General features: G+C 69.7%; 15 protein-coding genes. 6 read left to right on the top strand and 9 right to left on the bottom strand.

The window, feature by feature from the left end:
- Positions 1–34 precede the first annotated feature (34 nt).
- The 8 genes from OG715_RS09885 to OG715_RS09850 form a co-directional block, all read right to left on the bottom strand.
- Positions 35–1,246: an AAA family ATPase gene (locus tag OG715_RS09885; protein ID WP_266275437.1), complete on the bottom strand. Its 1,212-nt coding sequence runs from the start codon at positions 1,244–1,246 to the stop codon at positions 35–37.
- A 247-nt stretch (positions 1,247–1,493) separates the two neighbouring features.
- The gene (locus OG715_RS09880) at positions 1,494–1,688 is read right to left on the bottom strand and encodes a hypothetical protein (RefSeq protein ID WP_266275438.1); all 195 of its coding nucleotides are present in this window, start codon (positions 1,686–1,688) and stop codon (positions 1,494–1,496) included.
- Positions 1,689–1,977: 289 nt separating this feature from the next.
- Positions 1,978–2,829, bottom strand: coding sequence for a hypothetical protein (locus OG715_RS09875; RefSeq protein WP_266275439.1), 852 nt, complete (start codon positions 2,827–2,829; stop codon positions 1,978–1,980).
- A 125-nt stretch (positions 2,830–2,954) separates the two neighbouring features.
- A complete protein-coding gene (locus OG715_RS09870; protein ID WP_266275440.1) occupies positions 2,955–4,094 on the bottom strand; it encodes an AAA family ATPase in 1,140 nt (379 codons plus the stop codon).
- Complete coding sequence (locus tag OG715_RS09865) at positions 4,087–5,307, bottom strand: DUF262 domain-containing protein (RefSeq protein ID WP_266275441.1); 1,221 nt, start codon at positions 5,305–5,307, stop codon at positions 4,087–4,089. Before OG715_RS09865 ends, OG715_RS09870 begins: the two co-directional genes overlap by 8 nt.
- A complete protein-coding gene (locus tag OG715_RS09860) occupies positions 5,304–10,385 on the bottom strand; it encodes a class I SAM-dependent DNA methyltransferase (RefSeq protein ID WP_266275443.1) in 5,082 nt (1,693 codons plus the stop codon). Before OG715_RS09860 ends, OG715_RS09865 begins: the two co-directional genes overlap by 4 nt.
- A gap of 18 nt (positions 10,386–10,403) precedes the next feature.
- Positions 10,404–13,244 (bottom strand): DEAD/DEAH box helicase, encoded by a 2,841-nt coding sequence (locus tag OG715_RS09855; protein ID WP_266275445.1) that lies wholly within the window; start codon positions 13,242–13,244, stop codon positions 10,404–10,406.
- Positions 13,245–13,352: 108 nt separating this feature from the next.
- Positions 13,353–14,579 (bottom strand): serine/threonine-protein kinase, encoded by a 1,227-nt coding sequence (locus OG715_RS09850; protein ID WP_327064130.1) that lies wholly within the window; start codon positions 14,577–14,579, stop codon positions 13,353–13,355.
- A 334-nt stretch (positions 14,580–14,913) separates the two neighbouring features.
- On the opposite strand from OG715_RS09850, the gene OG715_RS09845 reads away from it, so the two are divergent.
- Positions 14,914–17,994, top strand: coding sequence for an AAA domain-containing protein (locus OG715_RS09845; protein WP_266275449.1), 3,081 nt, complete (start codon positions 14,914–14,916; stop codon positions 17,992–17,994).
- A 78-nt stretch (positions 17,995–18,072) separates the two neighbouring features.
- On the opposite strand, the gene OG715_RS09840 is transcribed toward OG715_RS09845, so the two are convergent.
- Positions 18,073–18,711 carry a hypothetical protein gene (locus tag OG715_RS09840; RefSeq protein WP_266275452.1) on the bottom strand — a complete coding sequence of 213 codons (639 nt, stop codon included), beginning with the start codon at positions 18,709–18,711 and terminating at the stop codon, positions 18,073–18,075.
- Between the two features lie 395 nt (positions 18,712–19,106).
- Between OG715_RS09840 and OG715_RS09835 the strand changes: the two genes are divergently transcribed.
- The 5 genes from OG715_RS09835 to OG715_RS09815 all read left to right on the top strand — a co-directional run bounded on the left by OG715_RS09835 (position 19,107) and on the right by OG715_RS09815 (position 26,238).
- On the top strand, positions 19,107–19,754 hold the full coding sequence (locus OG715_RS09835) for an LmbU family transcriptional regulator (RefSeq protein WP_266275454.1): 648 nt from the start codon (positions 19,107–19,109) through the stop codon (positions 19,752–19,754).
- A 285-nt stretch (positions 19,755–20,039) separates the two neighbouring features.
- A complete protein-coding gene (locus OG715_RS09830; RefSeq protein WP_266275455.1) occupies positions 20,040–20,840 on the top strand; it encodes a phytanoyl-CoA dioxygenase family protein in 801 nt (266 codons plus the stop codon).
- 145 nt (positions 20,841–20,985) lie between these two features.
- A complete protein-coding gene (locus OG715_RS09825) occupies positions 20,986–22,893 on the top strand; it encodes an NAD-dependent epimerase/dehydratase family protein (RefSeq protein ID WP_266275456.1) in 1,908 nt (635 codons plus the stop codon).
- A 102-nt stretch (positions 22,894–22,995) separates the two neighbouring features.
- Positions 22,996–24,846 carry an asparagine synthase (glutamine-hydrolyzing) gene (gene asnB / locus OG715_RS09820; RefSeq protein WP_266275457.1) on the top strand — a complete coding sequence of 617 codons (1,851 nt, stop codon included), beginning with the start codon at positions 22,996–22,998 and terminating at the stop codon, positions 24,844–24,846.
- 168 nt (positions 24,847–25,014) lie between these two features.
- Entirely contained in the window at positions 25,015–26,238 is a 1,224-nt protein-coding gene (locus OG715_RS09815; protein ID WP_266275458.1) for an MFS transporter, read from the top strand.
- The last annotated feature ends 92 nt before the right edge of the window (positions 26,239–26,330 follow it).

Below are 26,330 nucleotides of genomic sequence, written 5' to 3'. Positions count from 1 at the left end.
GGGGCTTTCGGTCGGCTGCCCTTGCCTCGGCCGCTCACAGATCACCGCCGAGAGTCCCGGAGAACCAGAGCTTGCCCAGGGGAAGTCCCTCGGAGGCCTCGACAATTGCCTGGATCTTCTCGGCCCTGATGGCAGGAATCTGGGAAGCGCCCGACTCGTCACGCTCGCAGATCACGAGCTCTTCCGGTTCCAGGTAGTCCGCGAAGACCGGTGAGTGGCTGATGACGAGGAACTGGGAACGTTCGCTGGCGTCCCTAAGGCGCTCGTACAGGAGGCCGAGGGCGTGAGGGTGCAGGCCGTGGTCGATCTCCTCGATGCAGGTAAGGATCGGTGGGTGCGGATCGTGGAACAGCGACAGGAGGCACAGCAACCGGACGGTGCCGAACGATGCGTCGGCGAGTTGGGTGCGGCCGCGCAGCCCGCGCTCCTTCAGCATGACCGTGACGCGGTCCGGCTTGCCGGGGGTCGGCACGACCTCGATGTCCTCGATGTCCCGCACCACGTACCTGACGTCGTCGAGCAGCGAGTCCCAGGCGTAGGAGTCCTTCTTCAGCTCCAGAAGGAAGTCCCCGATGTTCCTCGCGTCGTTGGCGAGCTTTCTGCCGCTGAAGCCGATGGGCGACGGCTTGCGCGCTTTGCGCACATCGGCATCGAAGATGCGGACCGAGGAGATGTGTCGGCCGATCGTTCTCACAGCGTCGAAGGACGCGCCGGTCGCCGGGAGGCCGGCCGACTCCTGGAGGCCGCTCACGTACCGGTCCGGAAGGTAGCCCGGCGCCGTCGGCAGTTCCTCGCGGAGCGGACTGTCGACGAGGAACTTGTCCCGGCGCAGCTCGATCGTGGATGCCGCGGCGGGGCCGAGGTGCTGGACGAACCGCTCCCGCCTGGACAGGACGTGCTGGTCGTCGGAATCCCCGGGAGCCCGACGTTCGAGCAGGGTCAGGTCGTACGTGTCCGGGCGTGCGTCGGTGGCGTGCTCGGTCCACACACCTTCGAGTCCGATGCTCAGCTCGGACTTTGTGCGACGGCCGCCTCGGTGAGCGACTTCCGGGTATCCGTCGGAGGCCTCGAGCGTCGGGCCGATGCCCTGGCGCGCGATGTCGGAGAGGAATCCGAAGGCCTTGAGGACATTCGACTTGCCTGCCGCATTCGGGCCGACCAGGACGTTCAAGGGACCCAACGGAAGCTCGGTGTCCGTGAGCGTCCGGAAGTTGACGACGTTCAGGCGGGTGAATCGATGCTGCAAGGGATGCCGATCCGAGTGGTTGTGTGCCAGTCACAGCGGGACGGCGTCAGCCTACCCAGCGCTGATCACGACGGCTGGGGATCCCCTGGATTGCCGACTGCCCGACTCATCTGCGTGGGGCACTCCGCTCGGACGGTCTTGCCCGGATCGCCAGGCGCGGGTGCCCCAGCACTCGGCGAGCGCGGCGAGGAGGAGCAGGCCGCGGGCGGAATCGGCGTCGGCGGCGTTGGTGCGGTGGTGTACGTGTTCAAGGCACGCACAGCGTGCGGGACCGCGAGGCAGCGAAGTACTCGTCGATCGCGGTGTAGCCCACAGCGAACAGCAGCAGACTCAGCAGGGCTAGGAGACTCGCGCCGAACTGCAGGACGTCCTTGGTGGTGAACCCGCTCTCCGGTGCGGTTGGTGGCGCGGTGGGTTCGGCGAGTGGCGCGGATACAGTCACGGACTTCCTCCGGCGGAGCGGACAGCGTCTTTCCTTCTGGCCTGGTTCGGCCTTCCAGGTATCAACGAGTGGTCTGAGTGGCGGGCATGGCGGAGCCGCGGGCGTTCCGGAAGTCTGTCTGCCGACTGCGCGGGAGTCGCATTACCCGGGGCCGGACCGGATTCGGTGGCCGTCGCGCGCGACCGGCGCGGTGCGGTGGGCGCATCGCCGGCGTAGCGGGGGTGGATTCGTCCGCTGTGCCGTCAGGCGGACCCGGCCGTCCCGCGTGTGTGCCCGGAAGGGCCGCCTCTCAGGAGTCGGCGTCGCTACCGAGCTTGTCGCCGACGTACCCGAGTCGGATCGCCTGCTCCTCGTGGACGAGACGGAAGTGCAGCCGTCCCTTCCCCGGGGTGAAGCGACCGTGCCATGAGAAGCAGCGGTCCTTACCGTCAAGGTCGGTGAAGGTGCACAAGTGCTGACGGTTCTGGGATTCCGGCGTGATGTGCGGGTGCTGCCACTGTGGCTCGGGCGAGGTGGCAGGGTCCCAGCCGGCGGCCGTCGCCTCCAGGTCGATAAGCAGCTTGCGGACCGGTCGGTGCCACTTCATGTCGAGGCGGCGGAGGCAGCGCTCGAAGCGGGGGATCTTCTGGAGGTGCGGGAAGAACTCGTCCCAGGCGTCGAGGATTTCCGCGGGGGTGGTGAGCGAGGCCGTGGCCGTGTCCTGGGCCCAGGCTTTGTGTTCGTCGGCCTCGTCCGGGTGGGAGCAGTGCCGTGCACGGCCGAAGCTGTTCTCGATGCCGTCCTCGGTGAGGTGCTGGATGTCGACGTCCAGCCACGGAGTGGCCCACTTCGCCGATACCGGGAGACTGACGGCGAGGCCATCGGTGAGGTGGGCGAACGCGATGCCCTCGACGGTGCGGCCGTCGTGCTGGTACTCGACCTCGTCCGGGTCGAGTGTCAACTGGACGGCGTCCCGGAAGGGCGAGCGGCTGCGCAGGGCCAGAAGGTACCGATGCCGGTCGCGGTTCTGCGGGTTCGCGTTCACCCACTGCTGGTACAGATACCCGCGCGCCAACTCGGCAGCCGGCAGAGGGCTCTTGGTGATCAACGCGATGCTCTGCCAGCTCTTGAGGTGGCGCAGGGTGTCAACGAATCCAGCCATCGCCGTGTCCACCTCCCTGGGGCCGGACTCGGACTCGCAGGACAGCTCGTTGAGAAACAGTGTCAGTGACACTCCCACCCCTGGGGTTCTGTTGAGGATCATTTTCCGGAACGTGGCGCGGGAGGTCAGTCGAGAAGCTTCTCCAGGGAGTTCTCCCATTCGTCGAAGAACCCCGTCGGCCACTCTGAGAGCATGCCGTCCTCGCCCATGACGGGACTGATCACTTCGGCGGTCTGCTCGTGGCGCCGGAAGAAGTGGACGGCCGTGGAGGAAGCGGGGATACGTCCGTCCTTCACGGCGATGCGAAGGCCGTTGAGGACGTGGTCTGAGTGGGTCTCCACGATCACCTGCGCTCCAGCGGCGACTGCGGCCACGGCGAGGTAGGCCAGCCAGGTCTGCCCCTGGGGGTGGAGGTGCGCCTCGGGATTCTCCAGGAGGATTAGGGAGCCCGGCTGGGCCGACAAGCAGGCAACGACGATCGGCAGGGCGTAGGTCAGCCCGAAGCCGACGTTGGTCGGACGGTAGCGATTGGAGGCGGAGACGCCGGAGCCGAAGCCGTAGCTGAGGCGTACGGTATCGGTCCCGTCGATGCCCACGGCCTGGAGGTTGACGCCCGGGCAGAGCCGCTGCATCCACGCCTCGGTCTGGGAGAGGAGCGACGCAGAGTGGGTGTCGTCCAGCCGCAGGGCGCCGGCCGATACGAAGTCGTCCTGGTGGGCGCGGAGGAAGTTGACGGTGTGCTCGCCCCGTGAGCCGAGGAATCCACGGCCCACGGCCGCCTGGTGGGAGCGCGGGTAGCTGACGGCCGGAACGATCCGGTCGGCCTTGAGGTACTGGAACCCGGACTGGAAGAGCGAACACTCGTCCGCGGCGTAGGCGTCCGGGCCCATCGGACAGTCGGTCATCCTCAGCAGGTCGTCCTCACGGCCGTACGCCGCGGACCAGACGAAACGGGTGCCGTCGGTAGTCACGGAGAGTGTGATACTGCGATCGTCAGAGAGGTCCGACTCATGGCGTACGTAGGTGTCGTGCCGTACGTCCTGACCGGTGCCGAGCTCGACGAGCTCACCGTTGAGGAGGAAGCCGCCGCCGTCCTCGTACAGGTGGAGGAGCCCGGCGCCCTGGGACTGGCGCAGGAGCGCGAGAGACTGGAGAACGGTGCTCTTGCCGGAGGAGTTCAGCCCGGTGAGGAGTGTGAAGGGGGCCAGCGCGATGTCCTGGCGGGCGAAGGCCTTGAAGTTGGTGATACCGACGTTCTCAAGCATCGAGCGTCTCCTCGAGGATCCGATCCATCTCGCGGAAGCGGTGCCGCACCTTGCCGACGTCGCCGGTGCCAGCTGACACGGCGCCCATGAACAACGGGTCGTCCATGAGCCCTATGAACTTCTCCTCGACGACCGACCGCCGGGCTTCGAGCAGGTCGATCTCGTCGGCGCGCATGCCGGCCAGGCTGACCGACTCGATCTCGAACAAGGCCTTGTTGACAGGCGAGCGCCGGTTGTAGCCCGGGAACCTCTTCCGGAAGGCGTGTACGCCGAAGATTCGCTCCGCCGCCCCCATCGAGTGGGCGAACTGGCCGGCCAGGGTGGCGAGTTCCTCCGGCGAGAGGGTGTTGATCTCATGCATGGCGGACCGGAGGAATCCGTCGAAGTCCTGTGAGGCGTAGGACTCGGGCGAGTTGAGGCTGAAGGCCAGGAAGCGCAGGCACATCTCGCGGTCCGACATGCGCTCCGGGGAGACGCTGTGGGACGTCGCGCTGAGGAACGGTTCGGTGTTGGCGAGCTCGTGCAGGAAGGTGCGGGCCCGGCCTGGGATCAGAGCGTGGCGCAGTTCCTGCCGGGTCAGCGGGCGGCCACCCGTGTTGATCCGGGCGAAGATGTTGAACTTGACCTCCTCCGGCGTGCCGCGACGGATGAGGAGGACCACGAGCTCGGTCTCCTCGATCCGGGTCTGGAGGCGGCCCGGGAGGTCGGCGAAGGAACATCCGTTGAACTCGGTCAGGTATTCCAGGCCGGTGAGGTGGAGGGGATCGGCATCGATGGAATCGGGGTCGACGAAGCGAGCGATGGTGGAGAGCCGCTGCACGCCGTCCACGATCGCCCAGGAATCGTCGTCCAGCTCGGCGGCGTAGAGCGTCGGAAGGGTGATCCGGAGCAGGAGCGACTCGATCAGCCTGCTCTGCGCCTTCACCGTCCAGATACCGGCACGTCGCTGGAAATCCGGAGCGAGGTCGATGGTGTCGCGCCGGATGCGGTTGAGGAGGAGCGAGACCGTGGGGGTACGGGTCAGCACTTCGATCTTGCTGGGATCGAAGGGGCTGGCGATCCGCTCACCGATGTCCTCGGACTCGACGCCGGAGCTCTTGCCGCCGTCGTCGAACTCGACGGGGAGCTGTGTTCCGGGCTCGTCGAGCGCGAACAGGGCGTCCGGTGCGGGGTACCTAGACTTTCCACCAGCGGAGCCGTTGATGTCGGTCACGATCCATCCTCGTCGGGCGTCATCGGAGCCCACCGGCCAGCGGCAATCTCCGCATCTAGGCGAGCCTGGAATTGAACGTGGGAGGCACGCATTTCGGTCTCGCGGTCAGCCTTGTAGAACGGCGCGGTGTAGCCCTCGGGTGGCGGTGTGGTGGCGGGGTTGGTCAGATGGTCGAGAAGGGCGGGATAGGCATCCTTGGTTTGGCCGTGGCCGTATGTGTTGTGGTTGCGAGCGATCTTGCGACCGCTGGCGTCGAAGTACATGTCTGCTTCATAGTCGGCGAGGACTGGGAAGCGAGATCTGTAGATTGCGACCAGTTGGTCGGCAGTGATTCCAAGCCAGACTGACACGAGCGCATCCAACTCGACGAGAGCCGCGCGACGCTCATGCTCGGTTCGGAGAGGTGTGTCGTACTGCCAGGTTGGCGTGAGGTTCGCCGCCAGAGGCTTGACGCATTGCCAGTTGTTATAGCCCCAGTCCTCGTAGCCTCGCCAGGCTGGATGGAACAGTTCCTCCCAAAGAGGTTCGTAAGCATCGGTGAGGCAGTTGAGACGGAGGCTGCGCAGGAGGAGCGGCGATGCAAGTGGGTGGTCGGTTGTAGGGGCTGGCATCTTGAGAGCCTCGGCGACCTGGAGATGGGAGCGGCCGGTGATGCGGAGTAGGTAATCCAGAGGGAGGGATGCCCAGAAACCCGCACTCATTGCGGTGGCGCGGTTGTCTGGAAGGGCCATGGATTGGACTGTGTGGACATGGGCGGGCCCTGGAGGGATGAGTGCCGCAAAGAGGCTCCGCTCAGTATCAAATGGGATCATGGCCCTCCAGGCAAGCCTGAAGTACTCCGTATAGGGGCGTCCATTCCAGCGATCCTGAACTGATCGGTAGCGATCGATTTCGCAAGATCGAATGTAATTGACTCGTGGCACCATGCTCACCGGCAGGGTAGGCAGGTTATTGCCGGACCAATCGAGATGGCTATTGCACGGAACATTTGGCTGCTTGGCAAATGGGTTAGAGACTCCCAGGTGGGGGCCTTGGAGGATGACATCCGAGAGGGAGTCGGGCCTACTGGTGTGGTGGCGGTACAGGCCAAGCTTCTTGGTGGCGAGATTCTCAAACATGCCGATAGTAATTTTAGGATCACGCGATCCCAGGCGATCGGCATTTGACGAGAGTGCAGAGATTGCTGCTTCCTCTGCATCGGTAACAGGTGTCAATAGCGGAGTTTGGGCCACCGGCTCGCTGGTGGCGCCGGAGAGGGAGCGCCATTCGATGAGTCGATCCAGATTTACTCGGATTAGTCGTCGGGAATGGGGGCGCAGATCCCATGTGCCGTTATTCTTGATTCCTGGAAGGGGCCCCGATCCGTCGTGTGTCAGTGACTCGGAAAGAGTCTCTGCTCCATAAAGCTGGCTGAAGTGTCGAAAATTAATATCCTGAGGTGTTCCGTAGATATGCAATCCGAAGCTGGTGGTATGTCCAACTGGATGCGGGAATGCCCAGTTCTTGCCATTGATGAATCCAGCATGGGTGCGGAGGTGCCTATATGCGCCTTCGCGAAGGCGTCCTTCCTTCGTGCCTCCGAAGTGGGTGTCAGGATGAATTAGTCCGGCCATTCCCGGTTTGTTTGTATGGTTCCAGATCTGGCACATGAAGCCGCGATATAGATTAGGTCTCGTGCCAGCGACCAGTGAGTACATGGCCGAGCTACTGAGGACGCTGACGATTCCGGTATTGGATGCTTGCTCGCCGAGGATGTAGTCGAGATTATCGCCGTTGAGAAGCTCGGTTTTTCGGGAGCGCCAGTCGTCCATGTTTGGCTTATCCGCAAGTGTGAACCACGGGTCTAGCTCGGCTAGGATAAGCGCTTCATCCCAGTCCGGACGCACCCATGGCGGATTCCCTACTTGGATGTCGTAGCCACCCTGGCTGAAGACCTGCGCGAACTCCAATTCCCAGTGGAAGAAGCCGTGAACCTCCGCCACGTCGCGCGCGATCGAAGCCCAGGGGAAGCGGGACTCTAGCCAGTGGGCTCGGTCCATGCCCATGAGGTCGGGCAGTCCATCCTCGTACGGGGTCAGCTCCTCAAGGGTCTCGAATGCTGAGACCAGAGACTCGGACGGCACCTCGTGTGTGCCGAGCAGTGCCTCAGCGAAGTCGAGCCAATCGTCGAATGACGCAAGGGCGATCACCGAACGACGTACCTCGCGGATCGCCTCTTTGCGACGGCCGGCGTTACGGTGGCGCTCGGCCGCCTGCCTGGTCAGCTCACCGGACTCGCTGACGCCTCCGAAGAGGTCATCCGCCTCCCACGACAGGAGGATATCGGACGAATTTCCTTCGAGGGCCACGGTTACGGGAGCATCCGGGACGCGCTGGTAACGGCTTGCAGTGCCGTCAAGCAAAGCAGCCTCCTGGACCGGCCAGAACCACAGTGCGCACCACGCATCCATCAGCATCTTGAGACGCCAATACGGGGTGTCGACTGCGAGGAGATCAGCCAGTACCTCTTCCCGCTGCACAGCAACCTCGGGGCAACGCAGCCACTCCTCCCCGGCGCCCCACACATCAATGCGCCGGGAGATGTCGCGCTCGGAGATTTCCAGGCGCCGTACCACCAAGTTCCACAGGTACTCGGCTCGCCGCGCCAGGCCTTGCAGACGGGTGATCTGCTTGGCGTTGGGAGATTTGGTGATTGCCCTGCGCCATGCACCGAGAGCCTTGGCAGCCTCGGGTGCGAGTGCCTTGGCCTCCTTCTCGGCAGCGGCCGCGCCCCACTCCTTTGCAGGCAGCAGGAAGTGGTGGACCGAGCCTTCCGGGAACGAGATCCCGTTCACTGCGTCGGCCAGCGGGAAGCGCTCGGGTGTCGTCCCTAGCCAGATGCCCTTCTTGAGCTTCTCGGCCGGGTACACCTCGCGCCGCCCGCCGATGAGCGAGTTGCCGCGTCGAAGGTGCAGACCGAACCAGGGGGCCTCCATGCCGGGGTGCATGGCGTTCAACCACAGTGACACCTCGGCCAGTTCGACCGCAGTCTCGTTCAGGTCGACCCCGTACGAGTTGTGCAGGGCGATATACGCCTTCACCTTCTGCAACTCGACCGGGTACTTCTCCGTGTCGATGGCGACGCCCAGTTCGTCCTGGCGTCGCCGCAGGTACTCGGCCGCTACCTGGTTAATCGCCTCGTTGAGGAACGCGCCCGAACCCAGGGCTGGTTCGCAGATCTTCCAGTCCAGCAGCTCACGGGCCGGTGTCACCGTGCCGTCCTGGTCCAGGCGGTGCTGGAGGGTGAGCTGCACCGTCACCTTGGTCAGCGACTCGGGCGTGTAATACGACGCGGAGGTCTGCCGGTCGCGGCCGGACAGTCGGTAGACGAAGGAGCCCGGCTTGTGTCGGACCGGCACCTCCTCGCCGGTGTCCTCGTCCCGGGTGCGCACGAACACGGTGTCGGGGTACTCGTCGACCTTCGACCTCGGGATCAGCCACGAGCCGTCCTTTGGGTCGCCGCCCTTGGCGACCTCCCACAGCTCCTTGTCCGACACGGACCCCTTGTACGACATCAGGCCTTCGTACACCGCGCCGAGTTGGTTGATGCCCAACTGCGCGTACGAGATGAAGCCGCCGCGCTCGCCCTTCCGGCCCTTGGTGAGCATCAGCAGCCGCAACACCTTGTACAGCGTCGCGTTGCGCAGGCGGGTGTCGAGGCAGCGCTCCTCGCCGGTTTCGTCGGCGTCGAAGCGCGGGTCGGGGACGGAGTCCTTGCCGATCAGTTTGATGGACTCGGGCTCGAAGAGTTTGGAGTGCAGCGGCTCGAACCGAAGGCCGATGTCCTCGGAGGTTTTCTCCTCCACGACCCCGTGTGTCTGCCGCGGCCGGTAGCCGTTCTGGACCTTGCGGAACAGCAGGTCCAGCGACTCGTACAGGTAGATCCCGCGCCGCGACTCCTCGTCCACCAGGTCTCGTTCAGCGACGAGTTCACCGAGCCGCCCCAGCCCGTACCCCTGCTGGTACTCGGGGTAGTCCGCCGGCAGGATGCCCAGCTCCGGCCGGGCCTCCGCATACAGAAGGAACAGGATCCGGTACAGATACCGCAGTGACTCCCGCGTCAGCTGCTTCTCCAACTCGGAGAGCTCCATGACGTCCTCGGGCCGTACGCCCTCGTTCCCACGGATGCGGTCCAGCACCTCGTTGGCGATCAGCTCGACGCTCATCCGCAGCCCGTCGCGCAGGTCGCTGGAGACACCCACCGCGTGCTTGGTGGACTTGTCGACCAGCTCCGCGAGCGGGTTCTCGCCGCCCGCCTCCGGCGTGCGCAGCGAGTCCGCGCCGAACAGGGCCGCCACCGTGTCGAGTTCGCCGCCGGCCTTGGTGTCGTTGCGCTCCAGTGCCCCGTCCAGCGAGACTGCGAGGTAGCGGCCCTCGCCCCAGGTCATCCGGTCGGCGAGAACGACCACGCCGCCCACCAGCAGCAGCACGTACCGGGGCGCGTCCTCGCAGGCGAACAGGAACGAGGCGAGCTTCGAGCCGGTGGCGATGGTGTGTTGCCCGTCCAGTACCAGCGGTTCGAGCAGGCGCCCGGGGCCGTCCGGGTCCAGGGCCGCGTCCGGCTCGGCGGCCCAGCCACAGTCCAGCGCGATCAGGCCCTTCTCGCTGTGCGCGACCTGTACTTGGTGGGCCTGGTCGGCCCGCTCGACCGTGATGGTGCCGGGTTTGGCGTCGTAGCCGAGGGCCAGCAGTACCCGCGCGTTCAGCGCGCGCACCTGCTCGCGCCAGGCCGGGGAGCCGTAGGTGGCGACATCGTCTGTCCCCGTCACACCATCGGCGCTGTCCGCGGACTCGGCGAGGGCGAAGCCTGCTCGCGAACGGAAGTAGGGACGGCGCAACGCCCGCAGGCCGGCCCGCGGGGTGACCGGCAGGGCGTCCGGGTCCTGCTCCGCATCGTCGTCGGCGGCCGCAGCCTTCGCCGCCTCCTCGCGCTCCTTCCACACGCTCAGCAGTCCGGACTTGAGGTCCTTGGGCAGGACCTCGGCGAGGTAATGGGCGGAGAAGTAGTCGCCGCGGTTCACCAGGGAGTCGAACGTCATTACTGGCTCTCTCAGGGGTCAGACGGCCTGGGGCGGCGTGGGGGCGAGGACGGCGAGGACGCGAAGCAGTGGCCGGCCGGTAGTGAGCAGCGAATCGGCGATGCCGGCGAGTCGCTGCTTGGTGCGCTCCCCGGCCAGGGTCGGCTGCTCCCAGGCGCCGAGGCGCAGCCGGTACTTCTCGATCGGTTCGCGCAGCGGCTCGTCCCAGGCCGCGCGGTGGTGTTCGAGGAAGGCCTCCGCGCGCTCCAGCGCGGCGGGGATGCCGCCTTCCAGCCGCTCGACGGGCCAGTGCTTCAGCGGGTTGGCCATTGTGGGGCCGACGCCAGAGCGGCGGAGTATCGCCACCATGTCGTCATCGACGGCACCGTCCCGCGTGACCGCCATCCACTTGACGACCGTCGGCCGGCCGAGGGCATTGGAGTAGACGCCCTGGATCAGGTACGTGGGTTCGACGACGTCCGCGGTGATCACCAGTGCTTCCTGCCGCCCGAGGCGTACGAGCACCTTGTCGGTGAGCCACTCCACCACCGGGTGCAGGTCGGTGAGCAGCGAGATCTCCGGCCAGCTGGAGGTGGAGGACTCGCGGGCCCGTTGCAGGGAGTGCTCGGCGAGGCGGCGGTTGAGGGTGACGAGCAGGCGTTCGCGCAGCCGCTGCTCGCGGACGTAGTCGAGGGGCAGGGCCTTGAGCCGGTGGAGGAGGTCGGTCGGCGGACGGAAGGAGATCAGGCCGGAGGTTTCGTCGCGGTCCATCTCCAGGGTGCTCTGGGCATCCGGGTAGACCTCGCGCAGGGCCTCGTCCAGGAATTCACGGGTGGAGGCGAACAGGCGCGGGACGTCGGCGCGCGGCACGGAGGTGTCCTCACCGGCCGGCTCCTCGCCGACCGAGCCGAAGAAGTCGCTGAGGAAGTCGTCCATGCCGTCGGCCTCGTCGGCCTGCGGGCGGTGCGCCTCCAGCGACTCCTCCACCGTGCGGCCCCGCAGCAGGTCCTGGATGAGCGACTTTTCCTCGGCCTCCGCGCGGTAGAGGCCGGTGACGGCCTCCGCCGTGCCGAGCTTCTGGTGGGCCTCGCGCTCGCGGTCGAGCAGGCGCTCGGCGACGAGCGTGTCGTCCTTCGCGCCTTCGACCTCACTGGTGAGGATCAGCGCCCGGAACTCGGGGGCGCGTGCCTGGCCGTAGCGGTCGATGCGGCCGTTGCGCTGCTCGATGCGGATCAGCGACCAGGGCACGTCGTAGTGCACCAGCTGGCTGCACTGGCGGTGGAGGTTGACGCCCTCGGACGCGACGTCGCCGGTGAGCAGGACGCGCACAGGGGTGTCGGCGAGGCCGAAGTCCTCGACGCACTGCATCTGCTGCTCGTCACTGAGGCCGCCGTGCATGATGCGGACGGCGCCCTGGGCTGTCCGGCCCTTGAACCCGAGCGCGGTGGGGAGGACGGAGTGCAGCCATTCCAGGGTCTGCACGCGTTCGGAGAAGACGACGACGCGGGTGTCGGAGCCCGGCCGCACGCCGATCGCCCGCAGCTCGGCGACGAGTGCGGTGAACTTCGCCGAGTCCGCGTCGGTCATGACGCCGACCAACTCCCGGAGCCGCAGAAGGGCGTCCCGCTCCGCGGCGACGGCCGACTGGATCTCCTTCTTCTCCAGGGTCTTGATCCGCGTCTCGACGGTGGCCTTCAGCGCGGCAGACGAGGAGAGGAAGGACTTGAGCAGGGTGTAGGGGAAGAGCGGTACGTCACTGACCGACTTCCGGCCGTCGGACGGCAGCCAGACCTCGGCCAGCTCCTCGAAGATCTTCTCCTCGGCCGGAGTGGCCGCGCAGCGGACCGACCGGGAGGGGCCGCGGTCCGCCCACTGCCCCTTCATCTGCTCGCGGACCTCTTGGCTGATCTTGGTGCGGCGGATGAAGAGGTGCTCGATGTCCTCGGCCCGGTAGTTCTCCGGGTCGCGGATGGCTGCAGGGTCGAGCAGGCTGATGAGCTCGGCGAAGGACTTCGCGTCGCCGTTGTGCGGGGTGGCGGAAGCGAGGATCAGGGCGTCCGTGCGCGGGGCCAGGATCTGGGCGAGCTGGTTGCGCAGCGAGCCGCGGTTGATCAGGTTGTGCGATTCGTCGATGACGACCGCGTCCCAGCTGATCCGTTCCAGGTGGTGTTTGTACTGGTCGGTGTTCTTCAGGGTGTCGATCGAGACGATCACGCGCTTGAAGTAGGTGAAGGGGTTGCGGCCCGCCGGGATCTCGCGCTGGATCCGCTCGATGCCCACCGAGTCGAGCCGGATCAGCGGGATCGCGAAGCGCGTCCAGAGCTCGTGCTGGAACTGCTCCAGCACGTGCTGCGGGGTGACGACAAGGATGCGGTCCCCGCGGCCGCGCCGGATCAGCTCGGCGAGGGTGAGCCCGATCTCCAGCGTCTTACCGAGGCCCACCACGTCGGCGATCAGCATCCTGGGGCGCAGGTTGCGCCCGGACAGCGCGAGCTGGGCCGGGCGCTGCTGGTAGTGGAGGGGGTCCAGCAAGAAGGAGTCGGCGAGGGCCAGGCCGCGCTCGGACTGGGGCAGGGCGGTCCGTCGCAGCACGGCCTCCAGGAAGAGGCGGGAGCGGCGGAAGTTCGGCGAGTCGTCGGCGACGAGCTTCGTCTGCCGGGGGTCGACGAGCTCGATCCGGTCCAGGGCGGTGAAGAAGACCGCCTCCTGGTCACGGACGAAGTCAGAGACGCCGACCACTTCGACCCGGGCGCCGTCGTGCTCGGTGAGCGCGCTGTTCCTTACGAGCCACACTTCGTCCCGAACGAAGACCTGCGCGCCCGCCGGATACGGGTCCTCCACGGTCCCGGTCGGTTCGGCGTTGCTCAGCTCGGGGGTCACCCGCTGCCTCCTGTGTTCATCGTGCGCTGCGGTGGTGGCGGCCGTCCTCGCGAGACAGTGCACCAGGTGAAGAGCTTACGGCGCGGGCGAGGAGAGGACCGGCCTCGGTCAGAACGGGGCCTTGGCCGCGTAGGTCTCGCGCAGCTGTTGGGCTGTGCGACGAGCCTGAAGCGATCGTCGGGGTGCGCGGGGCGGTGACGCCGAAGGTGGAGCAGACGCAGGTCCAGGTGCGCAGGCGGGTGTGGGTGTCGCCGCCGGAACGTCTTTGACCGTCGGTGTGTAGGCGGGGCTCTCGTCCGGGGCTGGACTTGGCGGTGGGACGAAGAGCGGTGCAGGCGGGGCCTGCGTCGGGGGTGTGTCGGTCGGGACCGGTGGGAGGAGCTGAACGGTCGGGGCCGTTGCCTCGTACCCGGGAGCCGGCTTCGCCGTGGTGAGGGCTGTCAGCTGTCGGCGGGCCTGGGTGACCTTGAGCCCGTGGGCTTCGATGACGGTGCGGAACTCCTTGACCACGGACGGTAGGGATGGTCGGTCCTTCGCTTCGTGGGCGAGCATTGATGCCAGGATCGGTGACAGCTCGGTCGGGACGCCGGTCAGGTTCGGGGGGGTGTCCGGATCAGTGACCATGTGGAAGAGCACATTGACGTTGGCTGCCTGATAGGGATACCGGCCGGTCAGCGCGAAGAGGAGGACCGCGCCCAACGCGTACGCGTCGACCGCCTCCGTAAGGGGCTTCACGCCGCCGGCCTGTTCCGGAGCCATACACATAGGTGTGCCGACGACTGTGTTCGGGGCTGTGAGGGAGGAGCCCGATTCGGCGAACACCGCGAGGCCGAAGTCGATGATCTTGGGACCGTTCGGTCCCAGCAGGACGTTCGCCGGTTTGAGGTCCCGATGCAGCAGTCCTTGCTTGTGCACCAGGGCGAGGGCCTCGGCGAGGGTCGCGCCGAGCGAAGCCACCAGGACGGCAGGGATCGGGCCGTACGCGTCCACATGCCTGCGGAGATCGGCGCCCTCCACGTACTCCGTGGCCAGCCACGGGGGTTCCGCCTCGGGATCCGCGTCCAGGAAGGCCGCGACCCGGTTTCCCCAGACGGTCTTGAGGACCTCGATCTCCTGAGCGAAGCGCAGCCGGCTCTCCGAGTCGACCAGGGCGGGCTTGATCACCTTGACCGCGGCCTGCTCCCCGCCGGGGGACTCGCCGAGATAGACCTGACCCATGCCCCCCTGGCCGATCCGGGCAAGGAGTTCGAAGCCGCCGATCTCGGGCGGGTCCTCGGGACTCAGGGGACTAGTCGTGTGCACGTCCATCCTCGTCGTGGTGCTGGTCGGAGACATACTGTGGCCACCGTAGTAGACGTCGTCCGGTCAAGCTGGTGGATCGGTGGACGTGGCCCGGAGGTCGGCGGCGAGGGTCGGCCGACCATGCCTGCTTGATGGAATACATGCGGATGCGCCGACGGCAGGTCGGGGTACCGGGCGATCGATGCTTCTTCGCGCTCCGGTCGGGAGAGGGCGGGCCCGTCTCGGTGAGGTTGGCGACTGTGCCGACAATGCTCGGGTGCCGCCGTGCCCTTCGGGGGGGCGGCTTGGCGGAACCCGGCGCCGGCGTCGGTCGCAGTCCGTACATTGGACGAAGCATTCTGTACACACCCCGGGGGAGCGCACATCCATGACACAGGCCGAGCACCCGTACCCGGTTCCCGAACTCCTGGCCGCCGTGCAGGCGGAGATCCGGGCCGAACGTCGCAACGACGCCAAGGAGGCGGAGAAGGCGGCCCTGTCTGACGGGCGGCCGGTGTCCGTAGCGGAGGGTCGGTACGAGTACCTCTTCGCCTGCCGCAGGTGGCCGGGATCCTTCGACGGCAGTCCTGTTCTCGTGCGTCCCTCCCAGGCGCGCGGCGACTGGATCCCGGGTGAGGCCTCCCCGATGCCGGACGGGAAGGTCAGGCTGGTGGTGGCCGAGAATCTGCCGGCCGGGGCGCGCAACGTGCAGGTGCGCAAGGACGATTCGGCAGGTTTGCTGGTGCTGGCGGAACGCCTGAAGGCGGCAGGTTCGGACGACGGTGGCATTCGGGTCGAGAGCGCCGGATGGATCGTCGGGCAAGGGTCACCGGCGGTGGGCCGGGCAGCGGACCCCGAACGATGGGTGGCCGGCTGGAACGGGTTGAAGCTCAATCCCCGCCAGCGGACCGCGGTCGCCCAGGCCCTCGCGAGCGAGGCCCTGTTCCTCTGGGGTCCACCGGGCACGGGGAAGACCGATGTCGTCGGCCACATAGTGGAGGGCAACGTCCGCCAGGGGCACAGTGTTCTCTTCCTGGCTCCGACCAAGGTCGCCGTCGACCAGGCTCTGGAGCGGATCTGTGACCTCCTGAAGGCCGAGACGGGCTTCGCCGAGGGCCTCGTCCAGCGTGCCGGGGAGATCGAACTGCCGTCGCTGCGCGAGAGGTACGGAGACTACGTCGACCCGACCCGGATCGCTGGGCGGGTCTCGGCGCAACTGGGCGAGGAGGCACGGGCCGCGCGGGAGGCCCTGCAACTGGTACGTGCCGGTGTCACCCTGCACGACGAGGTCCGGGAGCTGGAGCAGCGCCTGGCCGACGACCGGAAAGCCCACCAGAACGCTGCTGACGCTGCCGGGGTCGCGGAACGGGACGCCCTGCGGGTGGAGGCCGAGGCGGCCCGGCTGCGGCTGGCCGTCAGTGAAGCCAGGGAGCCGAAGGGCCTCTTCTCAGGGCGAAAGGAACGGGAGCTCGCCGCCCTGAGGGACGAGCTCACCCGGGCCACCGATGCCGCTTTCGCCTCTCAGTACGTCGGAGCGGCCGCCCGTAAGCAGGCGGAGGAATTGGCTGCCCGGATCAGTACAACGACTGGGCGCCTCTCGGGCCTTCGGCCCCGACTTGAAGGTCTTCCGGCGTACGCGGTGCTGGTGCACGAGGCCGGACGCCTGCAGGAGCGTGTCCAGGAGCTCGACCGGCAGCTCGCCCGCATCCAGCAGACCGTACGGTCCCAGTGCCGGGTCATGGGGGCCACGGTGGCCAAGGCGGTCCAGTCGCGCAAGCTGCTCGATCGGGTGGACGTCGTGGTGGTCGACGAGGCGGGCATGGTGGATCTGCCCTCGGCCTGGCTGGCGGCCGGTTTGGCAGGCAAGCGAATAGTCGTGGCGGGTGACTTCCGGCAGTTGCCCGCGGTCACCAAGGGTGACGGCGATCGGAAGGCCACGGAGGACGAGCGCGCACACGCGCGGTACTGGGCCGCCCGTGATGCCTTTCACGCGGCCGGTCTGGTGAGCGAGCACGGTTCCGTACGTCAGGACGCACGCCTGGTGGCGCTGGACACCCAGTACCGCATGCGTGAGCCGATCTGCCGACTCGTCAACGCCGTCGCCTACCCCGATGCGCCCCTCGCCACGGGACGCGGTGACGGCAGCCGGATCCCGCTCAACCCGCTGATCGATGTCCCCGTGATCCTCGTCGACACCTCCAAGCAGCGCATCCCGGGCCCCGACTACCGGGCCAACACCGTGAACGAGGCCGTCGTTCACGAACTCGTCCGCGGCCTCCAGTACGAGGGGGTGCTCCCCGGCCACAAGTGGGGAGCTGCCGAGATCGGGGTGGGGGAGCGGGCGACCGACCGGCTGGCGGTCATCGCGCCCTACCGCGCGCAGGTCAAGGCGTTGAAGGGAAGCCTGAAGTACCGGTTCGGAGAGGACTACGAGGGGCTGGTCGACACCATTCACCGCTTCCAGGGCAGCCAGCGTCCGATCGTCGTCTTCGACACCGCCGTCGGCGCGGGAAAGGACCCGGGCATCTTCTACGCCGGGACCGGCCTTTCCTCCCAGACCTGTCGTCTGCTGAACGTCGCGCTCAGCAGGGCCCAGGACCACCTCGTCGTCGTCGCCGATGTCGAGCACCTGCGCAAGCACCTCGGCCCGCACAGCGAGGCCCGGGTCATGCTCGACCACCTGGAGCGCCATGCCCAAGTGATTTCGGCCGACCAGCTGATCCCGACACGGGATGCGGCTCAGCTCCCGGCCCTCTCGGAAGAGGAGCTGGCGCGGCCGGCCTTCTTTCCCGCCGACGAGGTGCAGAAGGCCGTGGAATGGGACATCGCGCGTGCCCGGACCAGCGTCGAGGTCTACTGCGCCTTCCTGGACCCGGCGCCGGTGCGCCGGTGGTCGGCGCTGCTGGGTGCCCGCGTGGCCGAAGGAGTAGAGGTCGTCGTCCATACCCGGTCACCGGAGGAGCAACGGGAGGCGGCCGGGGCGGCTCGTCACCAGAAGCAGATCGACATCCTCAGGGCGGCCGGCTGCCAGGTGGGCTTCCGCGAGCGGATGCACGAGAAGGTTCTCATCCTCGACAGCGCGGTGCTCTGGCACGGCTCGCTCAACCTGCTCGCGAGCAGCGGGCCGACCGACCTGATGATGCGCTTCACCGACCCTGCATCCTGTGAACGGGTCAGCCGGGTCATCGACCGGGCCCGTAAGGAGCGGGCTGCGTGGAACCCGCGGGCCGCCGGAGAATCTGCCGACAGTGTGAGGCCCAGCGCGGTCCGGCATGCTGCGCCCAGCGCGACCGGGACGGGAATCCGCCCCGGGGATCTCGTCGACGGGCGGCTCTACCTCGACGTCCCGTACGGGGAGAAGGACGAGGCCAAGGCTCTGCTCAGAGCCCGCTGGGACAAGCCGAACGGGCTCTGGTACGTCGAGGCCGCGCGGGTGACTCGGGAGCAGGCCGCCCGCTGGCTGCCGTGAGCCGCAGGGGCGGTAGTCGGCGGTCGGCCGGCCCCTCGGGTGGTGGGGCCGGCCGGTCGGGCGGGAGGTGACGGAGCATCAGGTTCGTTGCTCGGGAAGGGCGAAGGCGATCATGGCGTGGTAGCGGGGGTGGGGGGTGTCGGTGGGGGAGAACCAGTCGGTCGGGCCGGTGCGGTCCTCCCAGGCGAGTTGGGCCTCGGTCAGGGCGTCGACGAGGTCGGTGGCGAGGCGGCCGGCCTCGAAGAGGTCCTGGTCGGTCGACTGTGAGCTGGCGCCGACGATCTGGCCGCGGATCGCGGCGGAGTGGCCGTAGCGGAAGGCGCCGCTGCCGCACAGGTGGGGGTCGGTGAGGACGGCTTCGCCGTAGTTGCGGCCGAGGCGGCGGTGGCCGGCGGCTTTGGCCGCGGCCTTGGGGAGGAAGCGGTGGGCGTCCTCGCCGACGGTGATCACCGCCATCACCGATTCGGTGTCGGGGACCCAGGGGCCGGCGGTCGGGTCCAGGAGGACGAAGCCCATGCTCGCCCGGGGGTAGGGGTCGCGGGGGGCGGTGCCGGCGGCGGCGGTGTGGTTGCGCCAGATGCTGGCGGCGCGGCGCAGTCCGAGGCCGATCAGCAGCCCGGCGAAGCCCTCGTCGTCGAAGAGGTGGTCGTACGGGTTGTGCCGGTGCTGGGCGCGGACGGTCAGGCCGTGCTCCGAGACGCTCTCCCGGGTGGTCACGTTGGCTCCTTCGGCAGCTTGCGGTGCCCGGGCCTCTCCGACGGGGGCCGGGGCGGTGCGATTGTGGCCACGGGGGCCGGTGGGTCGCCAGGTCCGTGGTCCGGGGGAGTGGGCGGCGCGGGTGCGAGGGGTGTCGGTTCCGGGGCGGTCGCACCGGGTCTGGTCTGCGGTTTCTGACGCGGCCATGTCTCGCCGGCGGGACGGCGGGCGGAACGGCGGGCGGCGGGCGGACAGGAGGAGGGGAGGGGCGGGCCAGGGGGTGGGCCGGGGGGCGGGCAAGGGGCGGCGGATCGGCGGGTGCCGGTGGGGGGATCCCGAAGGCTGGTCTAGACCTTGAAGCGGTGCGGTTCGTTCCTCAAAATGATCGACTGTTGCTGAACAACGGGGAGGACAGCATGCGAAGGGCGGATCGGTCGAACGACGTGAGGATTCTGGGAAGACGGGCCGGGCGGGGATCGGAACTCTCCCGGGACCACACCTCACTCGCTCTCCCGGCAAGGCTCCCGATCGACGCGTGGATGCGCATCGGGCAGGATCTCGGGGCCGCGGCGGATTCCGCCACCTGGTGGCTCGGCGACTGGCTGGTCTACGGCCAGGAGCGATATCCGGAACGCTACCGGAGGGCCATCGACGAAACCGCGCTGGATTACCAGACGCTGCGGAACTACGCCTGGGTCGCCCGGAAGTTTCCGCCGGGCCGCCGCCGACCGGCCCTGAGTATGCAGCACCACGCCGAGGTCGCCTCGCTGGATCCCGAGGTCCAGGACAACTGGCTCGACCGGGCCCAGCAGGGCAGCTGGTCGCGCAACGAACTCCGCCGCCGGATCCGCACCGCCACCACTCCGGGCACGGGCGCGCGGTCCATCTCCGTCGAACTCAGGCTCGCGGTGACGCAGGCCCGCCGCGGGCTCTGGGAGGACGCCGCGGACGCCGCCAACCGGGACCTGTCCGCCTGGGTGCTGGAGGTCCTGGACGCCGCCGCCCGGCGCTGCACGGAGGAGCGCGAGGAGCACGACCGGATGCGGATCGCCGAGGCGGGCTGACCCCGCCCGCCGCCCGGCGGGCGACGGACGTTGACGCGGCGAATTTCCCGGCTATTTGATGACCGGGTCGGGAGAACGCCGGAACGGCGAACACCGATCAGCCATCGGGCCGCGAACCAGGTATCAGGAACCCGGGTTCCCGATTGCTCGGGAACCCGGGGGCCAGGGTTCAGGAATCAGGAATTGCGACGGCGGAATGACGCTGCCGCGGCCCGCCGTGCCCGCACCGCGCGAAAGCGACCGATTTCCAGTGGCCCCGGACCGTACACGGGAAAGGAACCAGTCATGACAGTCAGCGCGAACCCCGATCTGGTCGGCGTATTCCGGGAGGACGGATTCGTCTTCGCCGGGACACTGCTCTCCGCGGACGACGTCGACGCCTACCGGGCGATCTACGACCGCTTCCTCACCGGTGAGATCGAGAGCGGCGACAAGCGCTCCGACCTCGGCTCGCACGCGCCGCGGGCCGACGGCGCCGAGGCCGGCGTCGAGAACATCACGCAGATCATGTGGCCCTCCGCGCTCCACCCGCCGATCCTCGAACTGCCGTTGCACGAACGCGGGCTGGCCCTCGCCCGGGAGCTGATCGGCGAGGACGCGATGCTCGACTTCGACATGCTGATCCACAAGGCCCCGAACACCGGGGTGCCCACGCCCTGGCACCAGGACGCCGCGTACTGGATCGACCTGCCGGACACCCGGGCCGTCTCGATCTGGGTGGCGCTCGACGACGCCGGGCCGGACAACGGCTGCATGTGGTACGTGCAGGGCTCGCACACCCGGCCGCTGCGCCCGCACCGCCCCACCAGCGACGGCAAGAACATCGAGTGCGACTGCTCGGAGGACGAGCCCGGGGCCACCGCGGTGCCGGTGACGGCCGGTCAGGGCATCGCGCACTCCGGCACCACCCTGCACTACTCCCGCGGCAACACCAGCGACCGGGTGCGGCGGGCGTACATCCTCAACTACCGCCCCGAGGCGATGATCCGGCTGGAGCGCGAGCAGGGCTCCGACCACGGCCTGAACGACAACGAGCGCAAGGTGCGCAACGCGGGCGCCGACGGCGCCGACGGCGTCTCCGCCTGATCACCGGTCCGACCCCACCGAACCCCCACCCCCACAGCGAGGTACTTCGATGGTTGCCAGTACGGATGTCAGTTCAGATGTCAGCAAGGACGCAGGTGCGGATGCCGGTAACGACCCGGCCCGGGTGCGGCTGAGCGGCGCGGTGATGAGTCACCCCAGGCGCGCGGAGGAGGCCCGGCGGCTCGCCGAGGCCGACCCCCGGGGCCGGGTCCGGGTGATCATGGACCCCGAGCCGGACGGCCGCCCGACCGCCCTCCGGGTGGCGCCGCTCTCCTGGTCCTGCGTGGCGCCCGACGCCACCCACCACCTGGTGCTGCAGGACGACGTGGTGCTCGCCGAGGGCTTCTACGAGCATGCCGAGCGCGCCGCCGCAGCGGCCCCCGGCGAGGCGATCGCCCTCTACGCGGGCTGGGAGGCCCGCAACGGCGCCGTCGCCCGGCTCGCCGCGCTCGCCGGCGCGCCCTGGGCGTACACCCTCCAGGAGCACGTGCCCTGCCAGGCGCTGATGCTTCCCGCCGAGGCCGCCCGCGGCTACGAGGCCTTCCAGCGGGAGCACGGCGGCGGTTGGCCCTACGACGTGGTGGTGCAGCGCTACCTGAACGCGATCGGCATGCCGGTGCGCTTCTGCACCCCCAGCACGGTGCAGCACGACGACCTGCCCAGCCTGGCCGGCAACACCTACCACGGCTTCCGCCAGGCGACCCTGTTCACCGGCGACGCCGGTCCGGCGGAGGCCGACGGGCCGTGCCCGCGCTTCCCGGTGGTGCCCTTCTACCAGTACGGCGAGGCCCGCTGCGCCGTGCTCCGGGGCACCGAGTGGGAGTACCTGGAGACCGAGCGGCAGCTCGCCCGCACCGGTCTGCTGGACGCCTGCCTGGCCGCCCTCGCGGCCACCGGTCCGGACGCGGCGGCCGGCCTCCCGGACGGTTCCGGCCGGGCCGTGTGGCTGACGGCGTTCGCGCTCGGCGCCGTCACCGCCGACCTGCCGGAGCCGGACCCGCGGATCGCCGCCGCCGTCATGGAGACCCTCGGATCGGGCGGCCTGTGCGAGGAGTCCACCGCCGCCGAACTGCTCGCGGCGGCCCCGGCGGTGCGCGACCTCGCGCTGACCGCCCTCGCCGCCGGCCGCCGCGCCGGGGCCGACCCGGCCGTCCGCACGCCCCGCCCGGCCCCGCTCGCCCGGGTGGCCGTCACCGGCGGCGACCCGGCCTTCGCCCGGCAGTTGGCCCGCCTGCTGGCGGACGGCGGCCACGACGCGGTGCACCCCGCCGGGCCGCCGTCCGCCGAGGACCTCGACGGCGTTCGCTTCGTGGTGCACCTCGGCCGCCCCGAGGACGAGGGCCTGCTGGCCGACGTGCTCGCCGCCGCCGCCGAGGCCGGGGTGGAGCGCGTGGTCTACGCCGGCTCCTCGGCCGTCTACCGGGGCAGCCGCGAACGGACCGTCACCGAGGAGCTCCCGGCCGCCGCCCCGGCCGACCCGGTGGCACTGGCCTGGTGGCGCGAGGAGCAGGCCGTCCGGGCCTGGGGCGCGGACTGCGGCGTCGCCGTCCAGGTCCTGCGCCTCGCCGACCCGGTCGGCCCGTACGCGCCGGAGGACAGCCCACTGGTGCGGTGGGTGAACCTGGCCTGGACCCGGCGCCCGCTCGCCCTGAACCCGCTGGGGCGCCACCAGGTGCTGGACCACCGCGACCTCGCCGACGCGCTGCGCGCCGTCCTGGCGGCGCCGCCCGCGCGGCCGGTGCTCAACGTCGCCTCGGCGGCCTTCGACGAGCAGGAGCTCGCCGGGCTCCTGGCCGATGTGTCGCGCCGTACGCCCTGGGAGTGGGTCCAGGACCCGACGGTCGACCGCTGGACCATGGCGACCGGCCTGATCGGGGCCGAACTCCGGTGGCAGCCCTCGGCCGAGCTGCGCGAGAGCATGCGCGCCCTCGCCCAGTGGTGGGCCTGCGACATCCACGGCGACTACACCGTGCACGGCGACTACACCGTGCACGGCGACTTGACCGTCCCTGCGGTCCCCGCCGTCCCGACCGGGCCCGACGCGCGGGCGTGACCGCACCGGCCGGCGGCGCCCCGTCCGGCGCCGCCGGCCACCCCGTCACCCCGCTGCCCGCCAGCGCAACCCACCCGTCACCGCCCACCTCTGGAGTACCGCATGTCCGCCATAGCCGGCTGGGTCGAGTTCTCGCACGGCACCGCCACCCCTGACACCGCGGACGGACAGGACGTCGTCCGGGCCATGACCGAGGCACTGGCCCGGCGCGGGCCCGACGGCGAGGGGCTGTGGAGCTCCCCGCACGCCGCCCTCGGCCACCGCCGCACCGCCCGCGACCCGCACCCGCAGCCGCTCGCCGCCCCCGGCGACACCGGCCCGCTCGCCGTGCTCTCCTTCGCCGGCCACCTCACCAACGCCCGCGCGCTGCGCGACCGCCTCACCGCCGCCGGGCACCGCGCCGTCACCGGCGGCGAGGCCGAGGCCGTGCTCCAGGCGTACCTGGCCTGGGGCGAGGACTTCGTCACCCGGATCGAGGGCAGCTACGCGCTCGCCCTCTGGGACCCGCGCCGGGAGGAACTGCTGCTGGTCCGCGACCGGATGGGCGTCAAGCCGCTCTTCTTCGCGACCACCCCGGACGGTGTGCTCTTCGGCTCCGAGCCCAAGGCCGTGCTCGCCCACCCCGCCTTCCGGCCCGCCCTCGACGCCGACGGCCTGCGGGACATCCTCTCCGTCGCCCGGGTGCCCGGCCACGCGGTCTTCCGCGGCCTGCGCGAGGTCCTGCCCGGCGCGCTGCTGCGGGTCGGCCGCTCCGGCGCGACCGAGCGCCGCTACTGGCAGCTGCGGGTCGCCGGCCACCCCGACGACCTGGGCACCACCGTCGACACCGTCCGCACGCTCCTGGAGGACGCGGTCGCCCCGCACCTGGACGGCGAGGAACTGCCCTGCTCGCTGCTCTCCGGCGGCCTCGACTCCAGCACGCTCACCGCGCTGGCCGCCGCCCTCGCCCGCCGCCAGGGCCGCGGCCCGATCCGCTCGCTCGCCGTCAACGACCAGGAGCCGGGCGCCGACGGCGCCGCGGCGCAGGGCAACGAGGACCACCTCTACGCCCGGCTGATGGCCGAGCACGCCGGTACCGAGCACGGCGAGATCTCGCTCGCCGGGCTGGACCTGCTCGACCCCGCACTGCGGGCCTCGGTGCTCGCCGCCTACGACATCCCGATCAACAAGGGCGACCAGTACGCCTCGCTGCGGCTGCTGTTCGGCGAGGCGCGCGGGCACGCCGCCGTCGCGCTGTCCGGCGAGTGCGGCGACGACGTCTTCGGCGGCTACAACTGGAACCGGCTGCCGGAGTGGATCGCGCAGCCGACCTTCCCGTGGGTGGCGGAGGGCCGTCCGCGCTTCCTCGGCACCGACGTCGTCTTCGACGCCGGACTGCTCGCCAAGCTCGACCTGGCCGGCTACGAGCGCGACTGCCACCGTGCCGCCGTCGCCGAGATCGGCGCCGCCGACGCGGTCGCCGACCCGGTCGAGGCCCGCTACCGCGAGGTCACCTACCTCGCGCACACCCGCCACACCCGGGTGCTGTTCGACCGGCTGGACCGCCTCGGCAGCGCCGCCGGGCTCGACATCCGGGTGCCGTTCGCCGACCCCCGGCTGGTCGAGTACACCTTCAACATCCCCTGGGAGATGAAGGCGTTCGACGGCCGGGAGAAGAGCCTGCTGCGGGCGGCGATGAAGGACCTGCTGCCCGAACCGGTGGCGATGCGGGTCAAGACGCCCTACCCCAACCTGCGGGACGCCGGTTACGACCGGGTGCTGCGGGAGCGGCTGGCCGCGGTCGCCCTGGACCCGGACAGCCCGGTCGCCCCGCTGCTCGCCCCTGGGCTCCGGGCCGCGGTGGCCCGCGACGGCGCGGACGCCCTGGTCACGGGGGTCGGCCGCGCCGCGCTGGAGACCGCCCTGCAGACTGACGCCTGGCTGCGCGCGTACCGGGTCGAACTCGCACTCTGAGTCGACGCCGACACGGACGCCGACGCCGACGCCTACGCCGACACAGACGCGCCGGCACCGGCACCGCCCCCGGAGCAGCGTCCCTGGAGCCCGCGCCCCCGGAGCCCCGTTCCCGCCCGCCCGACCCCGAGCACCCGACCGCCCCGGCGGACGTCCCGAAGGAGCCCCATGGCCGCGACCCTGGCCGCGCCGCCCGCCCCGCCCGCCCGCCTGTGGACCCGCAACTTCGGGTTCTACTTCACCGCCCGCACCATGGCGGTGCTGGGCGACACCATGATTCCCGTCGCGACGGCCGTGGCGATGCTCTCGCTCGGCTTCGGGGTGGGCGCCGTCGGTGTCGCGCTGGGCGCCTGGATGGGGGCGTTCGCCCTGTTCGTGGTGTTCGGCGGGGTGTTCGCCGACCGTTTCCACCCCCGGCCGCAGATGATCGCCGCCGACGGGGCGCGCTTCGCGATCCAGGCCGGACTCGCGCTCTGCCTCTGGCTCGGCCACCCGGCACTGTGGCTGCTGGTCCTCGCCTCGGTGCTCGGCGGGCTCGCCACCGCGATGTTCCAGCCGGGCCTGACCAGCCTGGTCCCGCAGGTCGCCACCGACCCGCAGCAGGCCAACGGCGTGCTCCGGGTCAGCCAGGGCGTCGCCACCATGGCCGGCCCGGCCGTCGCCGGCACCCTGGTCGCCGTGGTGTCCCCGGCGTCGGTGTTCGCCGCGACGGCGGTCGTCTTCGTGGTCAGCGGGCTCTGCCTGACGGCCCTGCGGCTGCCGTACGTCGAGCCCGACCGCAGCGCCTCCACCCTGCAGAACCTGCGCGAGGGCTGGACGGAGTTCCGCTCCCGCTCCTGGCTGTGGTCGGTGATCCTGATCTGGTGGGTCCTCGGCGTCGCGGTCTGGGGCCCGATCACCCCGGTCGGCGCGGTCTCCATCATCGACGCCCACGGCAAGGCGGCCTTCGGCTGGGCGGAGAGCGCCTTCGGCGTCGGCTGCGTGCTCGGCGGCCTGGTCGCGATCCGGCTGCGCCCGGCCCGTCCGCTGTTCGGCGGGGCGGTGGCGATGCTGCTCTTCCCGCTGATGCCGCTGTCCGCCGCGCTGGTGCCGCCGGTACCGCTGCTGATGGCGGGTTACCTGGTGAGCGGTATCGGGTGGGCGTTCTGGGGCGTCCAGTGGGCGACCTCGGTCCAGACCCGGATACCCGAGGACAAGCTCAACCGGGTCGCGGCCTACGAGATCGCCGGATCCATCCTGGCCGTCCCGCTCGGCCAGGCCGTCGCCGGTCCGGTCAGCGGCCTGGTCGGCGTGCACCGGCTGCTGTTCCTCGGCGCCCTGGTCGGGCTGGGCTGCGCCCTCGCCCTGCTCGCTGTCCGGCCCGTCCGCCGGCTGACCCGGGCTGTCGACTGACCCGGGCCGTCGGCTGACCCGGGCCGTCGGCTGACCCGGGCCGTCGGCTGACCCGGGCCGCCGACCGATCGCATCCGTTCCTGCCCGTCCGG

This window comes from Kitasatospora purpeofusca (assembly GCF_036010405.1).
In the GTDB taxonomy this organism is placed as follows: Bacteria; Actinomycetota; Actinomycetes; order Streptomycetales; family Streptomycetaceae; genus Kitasatospora; species Kitasatospora purpeofusca.
Note: the sequence above shows the minus strand (reverse complement) of the source record. Positions and strands in the feature narration are given on the sequence as shown.

Coding starts and splice junctions, on each gene's coding strand:
- OG715_RS09875 (WP_266275439.1), bottom strand. CDS start 2,829: ATGGCTGGATTCGTTGACACCCTGCGCCACCTCAAGAGCTGGCAGAGC.
- OG715_RS09870 (WP_266275440.1), bottom strand. CDS start 4,094: ATGCTTGAGAACGTCGGTATCACCAACTTCAAGGCCTTCGCCCGCCAG.
- OG715_RS09860 (WP_266275443.1), bottom strand. CDS start 10,385: ATGACGTTCGACTCCCTGGTGAACCGCGGCGACTACTTCTCCGCCCAT.
- OG715_RS09850 (WP_327064130.1), bottom strand. CDS start 14,579: ATGTCTCCGACCAGCACCACGACGAGGATGGACGTGCACACGACTAGT.
- OG715_RS09845 (WP_266275449.1), top strand. CDS start 14,914: ATGACACAGGCCGAGCACCCGTACCCGGTTCCCGAACTCCTGGCCGCC.
- OG715_RS09835 (WP_266275454.1), top strand. CDS start 19,107: ATGCGAAGGGCGGATCGGTCGAACGACGTGAGGATTCTGGGAAGACGG.
- OG715_RS09830 (WP_266275455.1), top strand. CDS start 20,040: ATGACAGTCAGCGCGAACCCCGATCTGGTCGGCGTATTCCGGGAGGAC.
- OG715_RS09825 (WP_266275456.1), top strand. CDS start 20,986: ATGAGTCACCCCAGGCGCGCGGAGGAGGCCCGGCGGCTCGCCGAGGCC.
- asnB (WP_266275457.1), top strand. CDS start 22,996: ATGTCCGCCATAGCCGGCTGGGTCGAGTTCTCGCACGGCACCGCCACC.
- OG715_RS09815 (WP_266275458.1), top strand. CDS start 25,015: ATGGCCGCGACCCTGGCCGCGCCGCCCGCCCCGCCCGCCCGCCTGTGG.